The organism is Pseudomonas sp. FW306-02-D09B (genome assembly GCF_058782685.1).
This window is the reverse complement of sequence record NZ_JBYSXY010000009.1, coordinates 59,104-74,528: the sequence shown is the minus strand read 5'-3', so window position 1 is coordinate 74,528 and position 15,425 is coordinate 59,104. Positions and strand designations below refer to the sequence as shown.

At 58.8% G+C, this 15,425-nt stretch carries 15 protein-coding genes; 12 read left to right on the top strand and 3 right to left on the bottom strand.

The window, feature by feature from the left end; translation table 11 throughout:
* Positions 1-141 precede the first annotated feature (141 nt).
* From AC3WK5_RS16520 to AC3WK5_RS16510, 3 genes are all read left to right on the top strand, one after another.
* A complete protein-coding gene (locus AC3WK5_RS16520; RefSeq protein ID WP_146039841.1) occupies positions 142-513 on the top strand; it encodes a hypothetical protein in 372 nt (123 codons plus the stop codon).
* On the top strand, positions 510-1,295 hold the full coding sequence (locus tag AC3WK5_RS16515) for an outer membrane protein OmpK (RefSeq protein ID WP_103319919.1): 786 nt from the start codon (positions 510-512) through the stop codon (positions 1,293-1,295). Before AC3WK5_RS16520 ends, AC3WK5_RS16515 begins: the two co-directional genes overlap by 4 nt.
* Before the next feature lie 197 nt (positions 1,296-1,492).
* Positions 1,493-2,347 carry a pirin family protein gene (locus AC3WK5_RS16510; RefSeq protein WP_103319917.1) on the top strand — a complete coding sequence of 285 codons (855 nt, stop codon included), beginning with the start codon at positions 1,493-1,495 and terminating at the stop codon, positions 2,345-2,347.
* A gap of 110 nt (positions 2,348-2,457) precedes the next feature.
* On the opposite strand, the gene AC3WK5_RS16505 is transcribed toward AC3WK5_RS16510, so the two are convergent.
* Both AC3WK5_RS16505 and AC3WK5_RS16500 read right to left on the bottom strand, forming a co-directional pair.
* Positions 2,458-3,630: a patatin-like phospholipase family protein gene (locus tag AC3WK5_RS16505; RefSeq protein WP_103319914.1), complete on the bottom strand. Its 1,173-nt coding sequence runs from the start codon at positions 3,628-3,630 to the stop codon at positions 2,458-2,460.
* 51 nt (positions 3,631-3,681) lie between these two features.
* Complete coding sequence (locus AC3WK5_RS16500; protein ID WP_103319912.1) at positions 3,682-4,614, bottom strand: lipid A biosynthesis lauroyl acyltransferase; 933 nt, start codon at positions 4,612-4,614, stop codon at positions 3,682-3,684.
* Positions 4,615-4,735: 121 nt separating this feature from the next.
* Between AC3WK5_RS16500 and minC the strand changes: the two genes are divergently transcribed.
* From minC to AC3WK5_RS16460, 8 genes are all read left to right on the top strand, one after another.
* Positions 4,736-5,473 carry a septum site-determining protein MinC gene (minC, locus tag AC3WK5_RS16495; protein WP_054598158.1) on the top strand — a complete coding sequence of 246 codons (738 nt, stop codon included), beginning with the start codon at positions 4,736-4,738 and terminating at the stop codon, positions 5,471-5,473.
* 200 nt (positions 5,474-5,673) lie between these two features.
* Positions 5,674-6,486 (top strand): septum site-determining protein MinD, encoded by an 813-nt coding sequence (gene minD / locus AC3WK5_RS16490; RefSeq protein WP_054593514.1) that lies wholly within the window; start codon positions 5,674-5,676, stop codon positions 6,484-6,486.
* Entirely contained in the window at positions 6,486-6,740 is a 255-nt protein-coding gene (minE, locus tag AC3WK5_RS16485; protein ID WP_019693048.1) for a cell division topological specificity factor MinE, read from the top strand. Before minD ends, minE begins: the two co-directional genes overlap by 1 nt.
* A gap of 91 nt (positions 6,741-6,831) precedes the next feature.
* Positions 6,832-7,467: an RluA family pseudouridine synthase gene (locus tag AC3WK5_RS16480; protein WP_007940846.1), complete on the top strand. Its 636-nt coding sequence runs from the start codon at positions 6,832-6,834 to the stop codon at positions 7,465-7,467.
* A gap of 57 nt (positions 7,468-7,524) precedes the next feature.
* Complete coding sequence (locus AC3WK5_RS16475) at positions 7,525-8,631, top strand: hypothetical protein (RefSeq protein WP_103319909.1); 1,107 nt, start codon at positions 7,525-7,527, stop codon at positions 8,629-8,631.
* Between the two features lie 91 nt (positions 8,632-8,722).
* Complete coding sequence (locus AC3WK5_RS16470; RefSeq protein ID WP_103319906.1) at positions 8,723-10,012, top strand: M18 family aminopeptidase; 1,290 nt, start codon at positions 8,723-8,725, stop codon at positions 10,010-10,012.
* Positions 10,013-10,151: 139 nt separating this feature from the next.
* The gene (locus AC3WK5_RS16465; protein WP_173860023.1) at positions 10,152-10,328 is read left to right on the top strand and encodes a hypothetical protein; all 177 of its coding nucleotides are present in this window, start codon (positions 10,152-10,154) and stop codon (positions 10,326-10,328) included.
* A gap of 78 nt (positions 10,329-10,406) precedes the next feature.
* Positions 10,407-12,563 (top strand): mechanosensitive ion channel family protein, encoded by a 2,157-nt coding sequence (locus AC3WK5_RS16460; protein ID WP_103319904.1) that lies wholly within the window; start codon positions 10,407-10,409, stop codon positions 12,561-12,563.
* A 606-nt stretch (positions 12,564-13,169) separates the two neighbouring features.
* Here the strand turns inward: AC3WK5_RS16460 and phnR are convergent.
* A complete protein-coding gene (gene phnR, locus AC3WK5_RS16455) occupies positions 13,170-13,883 on the bottom strand; it encodes a phosphonate utilization transcriptional regulator PhnR (RefSeq protein WP_054593517.1) in 714 nt (237 codons plus the stop codon).
* Between the two features lie 349 nt (positions 13,884-14,232).
* Between phnR and AC3WK5_RS16450 the strand changes: the two genes are divergently transcribed.
* On the top strand, positions 14,233-15,309 hold the full coding sequence (locus AC3WK5_RS16450) for an ABC transporter substrate-binding protein (protein WP_054593518.1): 1,077 nt from the start codon (positions 14,233-14,235) through the stop codon (positions 15,307-15,309).
* The last annotated feature ends 116 nt before the right edge of the window (positions 15,310-15,425 follow it).

Sequence of the window (15,425 nt, the reverse complement as noted above, 5' to 3'; positions counted from 1 at the left end):
GATGGTCCGCCCGTCCTTCCATCGTTATCCGGTTTCACCCGTGACACGAAATACCCGCATGACAGACCGGCCGGCGATACGTCCGGTCGCCGTCAGCGGCTGTCTGCGCCTTAACAATAAAAACATTCGAGGAGCAACACAGTGACAAACTTGATAGCGGCGCTCCGTTGCGGGGCGCTTGAGCCATGGTGCGCGAGTCAGTATTCTCCGAGGCCGCCTGAATCGGCTCTAAAAAAAAGCCCGGGATTAATTCCTGACCAGGTAGCCAGCTTATCCCGGCTCTTGACGGTCACGCTGCACACTCCAATAAAAACCGAACGGACGCTTGATCGACTGTTTCCGAACAGCCGAGCAGGCATTCTTTCGCGTTCTAAAAGCCTTGACTCAGCGCTTGCCGGAGCGCTGAAACCGACCGACCGGATGATCGTTTACAGCAACGAAAAACAGGCGCCACAACAGAGCGCCGACTTAAAAAAAAACGTGGAACTACTTACTTTGGGAGCAACCGAATGAACCGTACGTGCACTAGCCTGATGCTCGCTGGATCCTTGCTGGCTGGGGGGCAGGCAATGGCCGGCGACCTGCTGCAGTGGCAGAACAACAGCCTGACCTATCTCTATGGCAAAGACTTCAAAGTCAACCCGAGCATCCAGCAAACCGTGACCTTCGAGCACGCCGATGCCTGGAAATACGGGGACAACTTCCTGTTCATCGACAAGATTTTCTACAACGGTAAACCTGACGCTTACCTCGGTAATAACACGTACTACGGTGAGTTCAGCCCGCGTCTGTCGTTCGGCAAGATCTTCGACCAGAAACTCGAGTTCGGCCCGATCAAGGACGTCCTGCTGGCCATGACCTACGAGACCGGTGAAGGCGACGTCAACTCTTACCTGATCGGTCCGGGTTTCGACCTGGCCATTCCCGGTTTCGATTACTTCCAGCTGAACTTCTACAATCGCCACACCGACGATAAACGCCCGGGTAACAACATCTGGCAGATCACTCCGGTGTGGTCCTACACCATCCCGGTGGGCAGCTCCAGCGTGCTGATCGACGGTTACATGGACTGGGTGGTCGATAACGACAAGAACAGCCAAGGCACCTACCACGCCAACCTGCACTTCAACCCGCAGATCAAATACGACCTGGGCAAAGCCTTGCATTGGGGCGAGAAGCAGCTGTACGTCGGTGTCGAGTACGATTACTGGAAAAACAAATACGCCATCGAAGACACGAAGGACTTCACCACCAATCAGAGCGCCACGAGCCTGCTGGTGAAGTACCACTTCTGATCCAGGGTTGAAAGATCGCAGCCTTCGCCAGCTCCTACATAAGCGCATCGAGTGTAGGGGCCGGCGCCGGCTGCGGTCTTTTGCTTTGCCGCCAACACATCGAACAACCCGATTAAACCTCCGCAAAATTCGCAACCATTGATCAGTCCGTCTGGCATAGCATGGCGCCATTCCACTCTGATCGAGGAGTTGCACCGATGACTCAATTTCGCAAAGTACTTAGCCTGCATACTGGTCAACCTGCGTCCGATGGCGCCGGGGTCAAGCTGACCCGGGTATTTGGGGGGGCTGGTGTCGAACGCTTCGACCCGTTCCTGATGCTCGACGAATTCGGCTCGGAAAATCCCGACGACTACATTGCCGGCTTCCCACCTCACCCGCACCGCGGCTTCGAAACCGTGACCTACATGCTCGAAGGGCGTATGCGTCATGAGGACCATCTGGGTAACGTCGGTTTGCTGGAAGGCGGTGGCGTGCAATGGATGACCGCCGCCAAGGGCATCATCCACAGCGAGATGCCGGAGCAGGAAGAAGGCGTGATGCGCGGCTTCCAGCTGTGGCTGAACCTGCCAGGCAAGCACAAGCTCGATCCGGCCAGCTATCGGGACATTCAGCCGGCAGACATTCCACGGCTGAAAACCGCGCAAGGCGTCGAGGTGGTAGTGATCGCCGGTCTATTCGACGACGGCACAGTCAAGCAAACCGGTGCGGTACAACGGCCAGATACCGAGCCGTATTACTTTGACTTCCATCTACCGGCCGGCAGCCGCATCACACCGAAACTGCCGGATGGGCATCGGGCACTGCTTTACGTGTATGACGGTAGCGTGGAGTTGCCGGGACAAACCCAGAGTATCGGCGTCAGCAAACTGGTCCGTTTGTCGGATGAAGGTGAGCTGCAACTGAGCAGCGAGTCCGGAGCCCGAGTGCTGTTGATTGCCGGTAAACCACTGGGCGAGCCGATCGTGCAGTACGGGCCGTTCGTGATGAATACCCGGGAAGAGATCGAACAGGCGTTGCGTGATTTTCGCGATGATCGATTGACTGCCTGAGTTTTGCATCTGCAAGGACGCCATCGCGAGCAAGCTTTGCTCCTACGGATCAGGGGTTTGACATAGATTTTTAGGAGCAAGGCTTGCCCGCGATAGCCGCGCCGCCAATCTCAAGCCGGGATTGCGGGCTCTTCCAACCCCAGGAATCGGCACAACTCTTCGCGCTTGGCCAAGGCATCGCGGCGGCCAAGCTCGATCAACTCGCTGCAATACCCCGCCTCGAACAGCAGATAACTCAACACCCCGGCACCGCTGGTCCTGGTCGCACCCGGCCCGCGCAAGAACAGTCGCAACGCGGCTGGCAGCTCTTGTCGATGCCGTGCGGCGATTTCATCGATCGGCTGACTCGGAGCAATCACCAACACGTCCACCGGTGCCACGCCGAGGCTGCGGGCCGCGGTACTTGCCGGTAACAAGTGACTGAACTCGTTCAAGCGTTGCAACAGCTCGATGTCGCTCTCCAGGCTATCAATGAACGTACTGTTGAGCAGGTGCCCACCGATCTGCGCCAACGAGGGTTGCTGACCGGTGTAGGTGCGCTGCAACGGATTATCGGGATCAACGCCGCGCGGGTTGCCACTGACGCCCACCACCAGCACCCTGCTCGCCCCCAGGTGCAGGGCCGGGCTGATCGGCGCCGACTGACGCACCGCACCATCGCCGAAGTACTCGTTGCCGATCTTCACGGGTGCAAACAACAACGGGATCGCCGAACTGGCAAGCAAATGGTCGACCGTCAATTGAGTCGGTACGCCGATACGCCGATGGCGAAGCCAGGCATCGATGCTCCGGCCCCCCTGATAGAAGGTCACGGCTTGCCCGGACTCATAACCGAATGCGGTTACGGCGACTGCGTGCAATTGTTTTTGTGCAATGGCTTCACTGATACCGGACAGCTGCAGCTTGTCGTTCAACAAATTGCGCAGCGGTGAGCTGTTGACCAGCGCTACCGGCACTTTTGCGCCAATCCCCAACAGGCTGTGACTGACAAACCGAGTCGCCTGGCTGATGACTCCTGGCCAATCGCTACGTAACACCAGGTCACTGCGAAAGCCCTGCCAGAACGCGGTCAACCGCTGGATGGCCGCGGTAAAGTCCGTCGCCCCGCTGGCCAGGCTGACCGCATTGATCGCCCCGGCCGAAGTGCCGACGATCACCGGGAACGGATTGGCGGAACCTGCCGGCAGCAGCTCGGCTATCGCTGCCAGCACCCCGACCTGATACGCCGCCCGAGCCCCACCGCCGGAAAGAATCAAACCTGTAACCGGCTCACCTGAACTCATCGCAACACTCCATGGTGCCTGGGGCTTTCAATCTAGTCTGACGAAATGGATTCAACCGCGCTTGGCATACAATTTCGGCTCGCCGGGCGGACGGCTCTTGAAGCGTCGATGGGTCCAGAGGTATTGCTCAGGACAATTGCGCACGCAACCTTCGACCCACTGGTTGATCCGGATGCAATCGACCTCGTCGCTTTCACCTGGAAAGTCGTTCAGCGGCGCATGGATCACCAGGCGGTAGCCACTGCCGTCGGCCAGGCGTTCCTGGGTGAACGGCACCACCAGCGCCTTGCCCAGCTTGGCAAACTTGCTGGTGGCGGGAACGGTTGCCGCCATGATGCCGAACAACGGCACGAAGATACTTTGCTTGGCGCCGTAGTCCTGATCCGGTGCGTACCAGATGGCCCGGCCAGCGCGCAGCAACTTGAGCATGCCGCGTACGTCATCGCGCTCGACCGCCAGTGAGTCGAGGTTATGCCGCTCGCGTCCGCGCCGCTGAATGAAATCGAACAGCGGGTTTTTATGTTCGCGGTACATGCCGTCGATGGTGTGCTGCTGGCCGAGCAACGCCGCACCGATTTCCAGCGTGGTGAAGTGCAACGCCATCAGGATCACACCCTTGCCGTCGCGTTGAGCCTGTTTGAGGTGCTCCAGCCCTTCGACATGGGCCAGGCGTGCCAGGCGCGCGCGGGACCACCACCAGCTCATGGCCATCTCGAAGAAGGCAATGCCGGTCGAGGCGAAGTTTTCCTTGAGCAGACGCTTGCGCTCGGCAGGTGTTTTTTCCGGGAAACACAGTTCAAGGTTACGTTTGGCGATGCGCCGACGATCGGTGGCAACCCGATACATCCCGCTACCCAGCAGGCGACCAATACGCAGCAGCAGCGGATACGGCAGCTGTACGATCAGCCACAACAGCCCTAGACCGCACCATAGCAGCCAAAAACGCGGATGAAAAAATGCAGCTCGAAATTGCGGGCGATCCATTAACGATTCCGGACAGACAACAAGGCCGCGCATTCTACATCGGTTCGACCCGGCTTGCGGCTTACGGGCGTTCTCGTTATAAGTCTCGGCACTTTTAGTGACAAGCCGTTTTATGCCGACCATGAGCCAAACCGAACCGCTAGACCAAGATCCCGTGTTCCAGTTGAAGGGCAGCATGCTCGCCATTACGGTGCTGGAACTGGCCCGCAATGACCTCGAAAGCCTCGACCGACAACTGGCTGCGAAGGTCGCCCTGGCGCCTAATTTTTTCAGCAATGCGCCGCTGGTGCTGGCCCTGGACAAACTCCCGGCCACTGAAGGCGCGGTCGACCTGCCTGCGCTGATGCGTGTTTGCCGACACCATGGCTTGCGCACGCTGGCCATCCGCGCCAGTCGCATCGAAGACATCGCCGCCGCCATTGCCGTCGACCTGCCGGTGCTGCCGCCGTCTGGCGCGCGCGAACGAGCACTTGACCCGCACGAAGGCGAAGTCAGGAAAAAACCGGAAAAACCGCCGGAGCCGACCATCAAACCGACCCGAATAATCACTTCGCCAGTACGCGGCGGCCAGCAGATTTATGCTCAAGGTGGCGATTTGGTAGTGGTTTCCTCGGTCAGCCCGGGGGCGGAACTTCTCGCCGATGGCAACATCCATGTATACGGACCGATGCGCGGTCGTGCGCTGGCCGGTGTGAAGGGTGACTCCAAGGCACGGATTTTCTGTCAGCAATTGAGCGCTGAACTACTCTCTATCGCCGGTCATTACAAGGTTTCCGAAGATCTGCGCCGCGATCCGCTGTGGGGGGCCGGTGTACAAGTCAGCCTGTCGGGTGACGTGTTGAACATCATTCGGCTTTAACGGATACTGCCGCATTTTCCAAGCATCTCTAAAACGTAGCGAAAACGGCTCAAACGAAGTAGGAAAAAGGCACAAGGCAGCGTTTACCCGAGGTAAACCCCGCCCAACACCGGATTCCAGCCAAGGCTGTCCGACTGCAGTAGTTTTCAGGAGATGTTTTTCAGGGGCTAAAAGTCCTTTTTCCTTAGGGGTGAAACACCTTGGCCAAGATTCTCGTGGTTACATCCGGCAAGGGTGGTGTGGGTAAGACCACCACCAGCGCCGCTATCGGTACCGGCCTCGCTCTGCGCGGTCACAAAACAGTTATCGTCGACTTCGACGTCGGCCTGCGTAACCTCGACCTGATCATGGGTTGCGAGCGTCGCGTGGTGTACGACTTCGTCAACGTGGTCAACGGCGAAGCCAACCTGCAGCAAGCCCTGATCAAAGACAAGCGCCTGGAAAACCTCTACGTGCTGGCCGCCAGTCAGACCCGCGACAAAGACGCGCTGACCGTAGAAGGCGTGGAAAAAGTGCTCATGGCACTTAAAGAAGACTTCGAATTCGTGGTCTGCGATTCTCCGGCGGGTATCGAGAAAGGCGCCCACCTGGCCATGTATTTCGCTGACGAAGCGATTGTCGTGACCAACCCGGAAGTCTCCTCGGTTCGTGACTCGGACCGCATGCTTGGCCTGCTGGCCAGCAAGTCGCGTCGCGCCGAGAACGGCGAAGACCCGATCAAGGAACACCTGTTGCTGACCCGCTACAACCCAGAGCGCGTAAGCAACGGCGAAATGCTCGGCGTCGAAGACGTCAAAGAGATTCTGGCGGTCACCCTGCTGGGTGTGATTCCGGAATCGCAAGCCGTACTCAAGGCTTCCAACCAAGGCGTGCCAGTGATTCTCGACGACCAAAGCGACGCCGGTCAGGCGTACAGCGATGCCGTCGATCGTCTGCTGGGCAAAACCGTGCAACACCGGTTCCTTGACGTTGAGAAGAAGGGATTCTTCGAGCGCCTGTTTGGAGGTAGATAATGAATCTTTTTGACTTCTTTCGTGCCAACAAAAAAGTAAGCACCGCGTCGGTAGCGAAAGAGCGTCTACAGATCATCGTGGCGCATGAACGCGGCCAACGCAGTACCCCAGATTACCTGCCGGCCTTGCAGAAGGAACTGGTCGAGGTGATCCGCAAGTACGTCAATATCGGGTCCGATGACGTGCACGTCGCACTGGAAAACCAGGGCAGCTGCTCGATTCTGGAACTCAATATCACCCTGCCTGATCGCTGAGTCGATCCGGCTGGAGCCACGGCGGCTCAGGTCCTTTCCAGCAACGGAGAGGACCTGAGCCGCCGTTGGCGTTTGTTACGAGGCTGTTTTAATGCCGCTGTCGAATATCCGCATCATCCATCAGGACGCCGCCGTACTGGTGGTGGACAAGCCTACCCTGCTGCTCTCCGTGCCCGGTCGCGCCGATGACAACAAGGACTGCCTGATCACCCGCCTGCAAGAAAACGGCTACCCGGAAGCGCGCATCGTCCATCGACTGGACTGGGAAACCTCCGGGATCATCCTGCTGGCCCGCGACCCCGATACCCATCGCGAACTGTCTCGACAGTTTCACGACCGCGAAACCGAAAAAGCCTACACCGCACTGTGCTGGGGCCAACCGGAACTGGACAGCGGCAGCATTGATTTGCCGTTGCGCTACGACCCGCCGACCAAACCCCGCCACGTGGTGGACCATGAATTCGGCAAACATGCGCTGACCTTCTGGCGCGTGCTGGAACGTTGCGGCGACTGGTGCCGGGTGGAACTGACGCCGATTACCGGCCGCTCGCATCAGTTGCGCGTGCACATGCTCTCCATCGGTCATCCGTTGTTGGGTGACGGGCTTTACGCTCACCCGCAAGCCCTGGCTGCCTGGCCGCGCCTGTGCCTGCACGCCAGCATGCTCAGCTTCACCCACCCGCAAAGTGGCGAACGCTTGCGCTTCGAGTGCCCGGCACCGTTTTGAACACTAGTGAGCAGCCCGTCGCAGCAGCCATCGACAATCGTAAGGACATGGAACCCGGTGACGCATAAAGCCCCCGACTCAACCGCTCTGGCAAAAGCGCCGCAACAGTTGCTGTACCTGGTGTATGGCGACCAGGACGTTTACCGCAGAGAAGCCAAATTCAGTATTCTGACCGCTTTGTCGCAGCTCAGGAAAGGCGAGCCCCTGTGCATCAGGATCTTTACCGACAGACCTGAAGACTATGCCGGCTGGCCTGTTGAAACCCTGGCCCTGGATCAGCAGACCTTGACCTCATGGCAAGGCGAGAACGGTTACCACCATCGCCGCAAGGCCTGTGCCATTGCTGCCGGATTGAAGCTGGCGGAAAAAACCCTGTTTGTTGATACCGACACGCTGTTCCTCGAAGACCCCAACCTGATCCTCAAACGAATTCAGCCTCAGCAGTATCTGATGGATTGTTTCGAGTACGACTGGAGCTACGTCTGCAAACGTCCGGACTACGTGAAGCTCGGCACGTGCCTGCAAGCCCATGGCATCAGCTCCGACAACAGTTTCAAGCTTTACAACAGTGGTCTGTGCGGCGTCACGGACAGCGATACGCCGTTACTGGAAGAGACGATCAAGCTGATCGACGAATGGACTCAAGGCTCGTTCGATATCCATACAATCGAACAAATTGCCCTGTCATTCGCCATGCGTGACAAACCCGTGCAGGAAGCGAAGAAGTTCATCTACCACTACTTTGCCGAAAAAAGATTCTTTCATGCCATGCAAAAGCACTTCTTTGCCTTGCATGGTGAACAGTTTCGCCCGCAGTTGCTCGAGCTTTGCCTTGAGGTCCCTCGCAGCAAACCGTTCCCTTCAGCCTGGCGGCGCCTGAAAATCAAATGGAAACTGCGCAATAAGCGTGGAAGCTTGAGAAAAGTCGGTCGCGATCTTCTGTATGGAAGTGCCGCGCCAGATCACCCGTATTACGCGGTCTGTCGACATGAGTGGTGGGAAAGCGCGTCTCGGGAAATTCTGCGTTGGGACGAGAACCAAAAGAAAAAGCTCTTGCCACTGGGCCAGGGGCACTGGCCAAAACTATTACCCAAGCCGACAAAGCCAGGCGACAAGCAGGCAATCATTGCTTATCTGAAAAAGCGATTATCCGAAACGAGCTAGCGGGCCTGCCTCGTGACAGTGTTATCAAAGCACTTGCCCAATGCCCCGAGCCAATACGTTAAACTCGCGGCACTGCTGTCTGGAGCTACTTATGCGCGAAGAGTTGAACCAAGGCCTGATCGACTTCCTCAAGGCCTCCCCTACCCCATTCCATGCCACCGCCAGCCTTGTTCAGCGCCTGGAAGCGGCGGGTTATCAGCGCCTTGACGAGCGCGAGCCCTGGACCACCGAAGCCAATGGTCGCTACTACGTCACGCGCAACGACTCCTCGATCGTTGCCATCAAGATGGGCCGCAATTCCCCTCTGTACGATGGCATCCGCCTGGTTGGCGCTCACACCGATAGCCCATGCCTGCGGGTCAAGCCACAACCTGAACTGCAGCGTCAGGGTTTCTGGCAGTTGGGCGTCGAAGTCTATGGCGGCGCATTGCTCGCCCCCTGGTTTGACCGTGACCTGTCGCTGGCCGGTCGCGTGACCTTTCGCCGCGACGGCAAGGTCGAAAGCCAACTGATCGACTTCAAGGCACCGATCGCCACCATTCCCAACCTGGCCATTCACCTCAACCGTGAAGCCAACATGGGCTGGGCGATCAACGCACAGACCGAACTGCCGCCGATCCTCGCGCAATTTGCCGGTGACGAGCGTGTGGACTTCCGCGCTGTACTCACCGATCAATTGGCCCGGGAACACGGTCTGAACGCCGACGTGGTGCTCGATTACGAGCTGAGCTTTTACGACACCCAAAGTGCTGCCGTCATCGGCCTGCATGGCGACTTCATTGCCGGTGCGCGCCTGGACAACCTGCTGTCGTGCTACGCCGGCCTGCAAGCCTTGCTGACAGCTGAAACCGATGAAACCTGCGTGCTGGTGTGCAACGACCACGAAGAAGTCGGCTCCTGCTCGGCCTGCGGTGCCGACGGCCCGATGCTCGAACAAACCCTGCGTCGTCTGCTGCCTGAGGGTGACGAGTTCGTCCGCACCATTCAGAAATCGCTGCTGGTCTCGGCCGACAACGCCCACGGCGTGCACCCCAACTACGCCGACAAACACGACGCCAATCACGGCCCGAAACTCAACGCCGGCCCGGTGATCAAGGTCAACAGCAACCAGCGCTACGCCACCAATAGCGAAACCGCAGGGTTCTTCCGTCATCTGTGCATGGCCGAAGAAGTTCCGGTGCAAAGCTTCGTGGTGCGCAGCGACATGGGCTGTGGTTCGACCATCGGCCCGATCACCGCCAGCCATTTGGGCGTACGCACCGTGGACATCGGCCTGCCGACGTTTGCCATGCACTCGATCCGCGAGCTGTGCGGCAGCCATGACCTGGCGCACCTGGTCAAAGTGCTGAGCGCTTTCTACGCCAGTCGCGAGTTGCCGTAACGCAATCCCTGTGGCGAGGGAGCTTGCTCCCCCGCCACTGTCATTACGCGATGCTGCTGAACCATTTCTGACACGCATCAACCCACGTCGCACAAAAGCCACCTAGACTTACATCACCTTCCCCGACAAGGCTGTCGTCATGATCTCGATGTCTGTGTTCAACTCCATGCTCATTCCGATTCTCTCGGGAATGATCCTGCTGGCCATTGGCTTCAACTTTCGTGACAAGAACGCCGGGGTGCTCTCGATGTGGATCGGCATGCTGCTGATCCTCGCCACCGTGATTTACAAAATCCTCGCCAAGCTGAACGAATAAAAGCACTGACTGCGCTCGCATTGGTTTTGCCCCGCTCGTACACTCGGTCGACCTGTACCCGTTGAGGTTGACCGCCTAGTGTTCGCTCGTCTTTTTGCCCTGCCGTCTACGTTGTTCATCTGCCTGTTGATGCTGCTTCCCGTGGCGCCTGCTCAGGCCGTCGGCCTGCCGAGCCTGCTCAACGGTTCACCAAAAGCCCAACCCGAAGCAACCGCACCGCTGGGGCAATCGCTGGACGAAGTGATCAAATCACTGGAAAACGATCAGCAACGAGCCAGGTTGCTGGCCGACCTGAAGAAACTGCGCGACGTCAGCAAAAAAGCCCAGACACCGACCGAAGATGGCGTACTCGGTTTGATCGGCGGCACCCTGGCCAACCTCGAAAAACAGTTTTCCGGCGCCGACAGCCCGCTCACTCGCTGGTCCGATGAGTTCGAACTGGCCAAGGACGAACTGAGCGCACTGATGCTGCCAGCCAGTGAATGGCTGCCGATGCTCTTTGCCTTCGCCCTGATCCTGATGCTCTGGAGCCTGCTCGCCGCTGCGCTGATCTGGCTCGGTCATCGCGTTCGAACGCGCTTCGGCCTGACCGAAGAACTGCCGCAACACCCCAAGACCTGGGACATGCTGCGCTTTGCCCTGCGTAAACTCGGCCCCTGGCTGATCGCGCTGCTGATTACTGTCTACATGAGCTACGCCTTGCCATCATCGCTGGGTAAATACCTGGCCATGGTGCTGGCCTATGCCCTGGTGGTCGGCACCTGCTTCTCGGCGATCTGCGTGATCGCGTTCTCCGTGCTCGACGGCCCGCACCGCCATCGCGCCCTGTACATCCTGCGGCACCAGGCCTTTCGACCCCTGTGGCTGATTGGCAGTTTTGCAGCCTTCGGCGAAGCCTTGAACGACCCACGACTGGTCACCAGCCTCGGCATTCACCTGGCGCACATCACCGCGACCATCGCCAATGTACTGGCAGCGATATTCACCGGCCTGTTCATCCTGCGTTTCCGTCGGCCTATTGCCCACCTGATCCGCAACCAGCCGCTGTCGCGGCGACTGACCCGTCGTGCGCTGAGCGACACGATCGAGATTCTTGGGACCTTCTGGTTCTTGCCTGCACTGGTGCTGGTGGGAATCTCGCTGTTCGCCACCTTCGTCTCCGCCGGCGACACCAGCACCGCGCTGCGCCAATCACTGATCTGCACCGTGCTGCTGGTGTTGTGCATGGTCATCAACGGCCTGGTCCGCCGCCACGCGCTCAAGCCACAACGCGGGGCAAAGCGTCACGCGCTGTATTCGGAGCGCCTGAAGAACTTCTTCTATACCCTCGCGCATCTGGCGGTGTGGCTGGTGTTCATCGAACTGGGCTTGCGGGTCTGGGGCATGTCGCTGATCCGCTTCACCGAAGGTGAAGGCCATGAAGTCAGCGTCAAACTGTTCAGCCTGGGCGGTACGCTGATTTTCGCGTGGCTGATCTGGATCCTCAGCGACACCGCCGTGCACCACGCCCTCACCCGCTCACGCAAAGGCCAGGCCAATGCGCGGGCGCAAACGATGATGCCGCTGATTCGCAACGTGCTGTTCGTGGCGATCTTCATCATCGGGCTGATCGTCGCCCTGGCCAACATGGGCATGAACGTCACACCGCTGCTGGCAGGTGCCGGCGTGATCGGCCTGGCCATCGGTTTTGGCGCGCAGTCGCTGGTTGCCGACCTGATCACCGGGCTGTTCATCATCATCGAAGACTCGCTGGCCATCGACGACTACGTGGACGTCGGCGGCCACCTGGGCACCGTCGAAGGCCTGACCATCCGCACCGTGCGCCTGCGCGACATCGACGGCATCGTGCACACCATCCCGTTCAGTGAAATCAAAAGCATCAAGAACTACTCACGGGAATTCGGCTACGCGATCTTCCGCGTAGCAGTGCCGTACAACATGGAAATCGATGACGCGATCAAACTGATGCGCGATGTCGGCCAGAAAATGCGCACCGACCCGATACAACGCCGCAACATCTGGTCGCCGCTGGAAATCCAGGGCGTCGAGAGTTTCGAGTCCGGCAGCGCAATTCTGCGCGCACGGTTCAAGACCGCACCGATCAAACAGTGGGAAGTCTCAAGAGCGTTCAACCTGTCGCTCAAACGCCATCTGGATGAAGCCGGGCTGGATTTGGCGACACCGCGCATGAGCATTCAAGTAGTGACGGCGGCCGGCGGGCTGGAGAAGGAATAACGAGAAAAAAGCAGACGCAGAGCGTGGCAACGATCTAAAGCCGTTCGCGCTCTTACCACTCAGGCCGGCCGGCAGGCCGCCGTGCTTTGCTTTTGATCTTGATCCACCCGCCCCTATCGGAAGGCCGAGCGCAGGTGTTCATCAGGGGGTGGGCGCGCAGCGCCGTACGGCGCAGCCGGACACATCGAGAGGAGGTCGTCGCGCAGCAGACCGTAGGCGATGCCCCCTGATGGACACCGGAGTGAGGGAACGCCGAGCCTAGGCGAGGTGCCGTACGCTTGGGGCGAAGACCTTTGCTTCCTTTGGGGCGTCTGCCAAAGGGAGTCGCCGTCAGGGCGAAACCCTAAGTGGCCGTTACCGCAGGAATGGATATGTACACCTGCAAGAGGTTGGTCGGCTGTCAGGCCGCCATCGCGAGCAAGCCCAGCTCCCACAGTAGATCTATGTACATCTGCAAGAGATCGGTCGGCTGTCAGGCCGCCATCGCGGGCAAGCCCAGCTCCCACAGTAGATCTATGTACACCTGCAAGAGGTTGGTCGGCTGTCAGGCCGCCATCGCGAGCAAGCTCGGCTCCTACAAGAGCAGGAGCAAGAGCAGGAGCAGTTTCAGACCACATCCACCCCGACATGAATCGCATCATGCCGCCAAAACTCCAGATCACAATCGATCAACCGCCCATGCTGATCATAATTGACCCGCGCAATCCGCAACCCCGGACTGCCCACGGACACCCGAAGTGCAGCCGCCGCATCCACCGACAACGCCGTCGGCACAATCTCGAAGCGCACCCGCCCATAGTGCAAATCATAATGCCGCGCATACAACTCGGTAATCGACTGATTGAGATCAAACGCCAGAATCCCCGGAAAAAACTGCGGATTCAGATAGTGCTCGACATACAAAACCAACCGCCCATCGATACGCCGCGAACGGCAGATCTGAATCACACTCGACAACGCCGGCAGCTGCAACCAGGCACACACCGCCGCTGACGCCGGCTGCAACCGCGCCGAAATCACCTCGGTCGACGGCACCCGCCCCTGCGCACTGACCATCGCGTGAAAGTGGCTTCGTTGCATCAGGTTGTACGCCAGACGCGGTGGCGAAACGAACCAGCCGCGCCGCTCCTCGCGATAAATCTGCCCCTGCGCCTCCAACTGCAACAACGCCTCACGCACAGTGATCCGCGTGGTCCCGAACAACTCACTGAGCTTGCGCTCGGCCGGCAGCTTGCTCGCGGGCGCCAGCAGACCGTGGTCGATCTGCTCCTGGAGCACCTGACCGATGGCTGTCACCGCTTTCGTTGCCTCTTCACGCATCAACGTTACCTATCTGGACTAGACCAGCACTGTTTCAGAGCAGGACTGCGCCAAAAAGCGCGTCCTGAAACGTATTGCAAGCCTAGGCAATACATATGACTGATCGATGACAAAGCCGCCGAACGGCTGATCCAGACCTCTGCAAATAAGCGGCCAAGTCCTTGCAAACCGGCCTTCCGGCCATGGTCTACGCTTACTTCGCAGCCCTCACTACCGAGCGAAAAGAATGCGAGCGCGCCTGATACCGACATCAAAGTGTCATCCAGCTCACCTAAATTGGCTCAGGTATTGCTGACCTAGACCAACAAATCGCAAAACGCAGCGTTGAATACGCCCAAAGGAGCTTCGGATGAAACAGCTTTTCCTGGCATCACTGTTAGGCTCGACCATTGCCATGTGCACCGCAGCCATGGCGGCTGATACCGATTTAAAAGCCTTGGAAGCCGCTGCGAAAGCGGAAGGCGCCGTCAACAGCGTCGGCATGCCCGATGACTGGGCCAACTGGAAAGGTACCTGGGAAGACCTGGCCAAGAACTACGGCCTCAAGCACATCGACACCGACATGAGCTCGGCCCAGGAAGTCGCCAAGTTCGCCGCCGAAAAAGACAACGCCAGTGCTGACATCGGCGACGTCGGTGCCGCCTTCGGCCCGATCGCAGTCAAGCAAGGCGTGGTTCAACCGTACAAGCCAAGCACCTGGGCGCAAGTTCCGGACTGGGCCAAGGACAAGGACGGTAACTGGGCACTGGCCTACACCGGCACCATCGCGTTTATCGTCAACAAGAAGTTGCTCCACGGCTCCGAAGCCCCAACAAAGTGGGCTGACCTGAAGACCGGTAAATACAAGGTCTCCATCGGTGACGTGAGCACCGCTGCACAAGCCGCCAACGGTGTATTGGCCGCCGCCATCGCCAACGGTGGTGATGAGAAGAATATTCAGCCAGCACTGCTGATGTTCGCCGAGATCGCCAAGCAAGGTCGCCTGTCGCTGGCCAACCCGACCATTTCCACCATGGAAAAGGGTGAAGTCGAAGTCGGTGTGGTCTGGGACTTCAATGGCCTGAGCTATAAAGCCAAGATGGTCAACCCGGATGACTACGTCGTGCTGATCCCGTCCGATGGTTCGGTGAAGTCCGGTTACACCACCATCATCAACAAATACGCCAAGCACCCGAACGCCGCAAAACTGGCCCGCGAGTACATTTTCAGCGATGCCGGCCAAATCAATCTGGCGCGCGGTAACGCCCGTCCGATTCGTGCTGAAACGGGCCTGAAACTGCCTGCTGATGTCGCGAAAAACCTGATCCCGGCCGCGCAGTACGAAGCCGCCAAGCCCAAGCCGATCACCGACGCCGATGCCTGGGAAAAAACCTCCAAGGCCCTGCCGCAGAAGTGGCAGGAAGAAGTCATCATCAATATGCAGTAATGCTGCATCCGTAGGAGCAAAGCTTGCTCGCGATGCAGGCACCGCGATCTGTCTAACGAGCGCGGCGATACCATCGCGGGCAAGCCTTGCTCCTACAGGTTTTGACGCTACCACCT

What these genes read in the sequence shown, in the direction of transcription:
- AC3WK5_RS16515 (WP_103319919.1), top strand. Translation starts at nt 510, where the DNA reads ATGAACCGTACGTGCACTAGCCTGATGCTCGCTGGATCCTTGCTGGCT.
- AC3WK5_RS16510 (WP_103319917.1), top strand. Translation starts at nt 1,493, where the DNA reads ATGACTCAATTTCGCAAAGTACTTAGCCTGCATACTGGTCAACCTGCG.
- AC3WK5_RS16505 (WP_103319914.1), bottom strand. Translation starts at nt 3,630, where the DNA reads ATGAGTTCAGGTGAGCCGGTTACAGGTTTGATTCTTTCCGGCGGTGGG.
- AC3WK5_RS16500 (WP_103319912.1), bottom strand. Translation starts at nt 4,614, where the DNA reads ATGGATCGCCCGCAATTTCGAGCTGCATTTTTTCATCCGCGTTTTTGG.
- minC (WP_054598158.1), top strand. Translation starts at nt 4,736, where the DNA reads ATGAGCCAAACCGAACCGCTAGACCAAGATCCCGTGTTCCAGTTGAAG.
- minE (WP_019693048.1), top strand. Translation starts at nt 6,486, where the DNA reads ATGAATCTTTTTGACTTCTTTCGTGCCAACAAAAAAGTAAGCACCGCG.
- AC3WK5_RS16480 (WP_007940846.1), top strand. Translation starts at nt 6,832, where the DNA reads ATGCCGCTGTCGAATATCCGCATCATCCATCAGGACGCCGCCGTACTG.
- AC3WK5_RS16470 (WP_103319906.1), top strand. Translation starts at nt 8,723, where the DNA reads ATGCGCGAAGAGTTGAACCAAGGCCTGATCGACTTCCTCAAGGCCTCC.
- AC3WK5_RS16465 (WP_173860023.1), top strand. Translation starts at nt 10,152, where the DNA reads ATGATCTCGATGTCTGTGTTCAACTCCATGCTCATTCCGATTCTCTCG.
- phnR (WP_054593517.1), bottom strand. Translation starts at nt 13,883, where the DNA reads ATGCGTGAAGAGGCAACGAAAGCGGTGACAGCCATCGGTCAGGTGCTC.
- AC3WK5_RS16450 (WP_054593518.1), top strand. Translation starts at nt 14,233, where the DNA reads ATGAAACAGCTTTTCCTGGCATCACTGTTAGGCTCGACCATTGCCATG.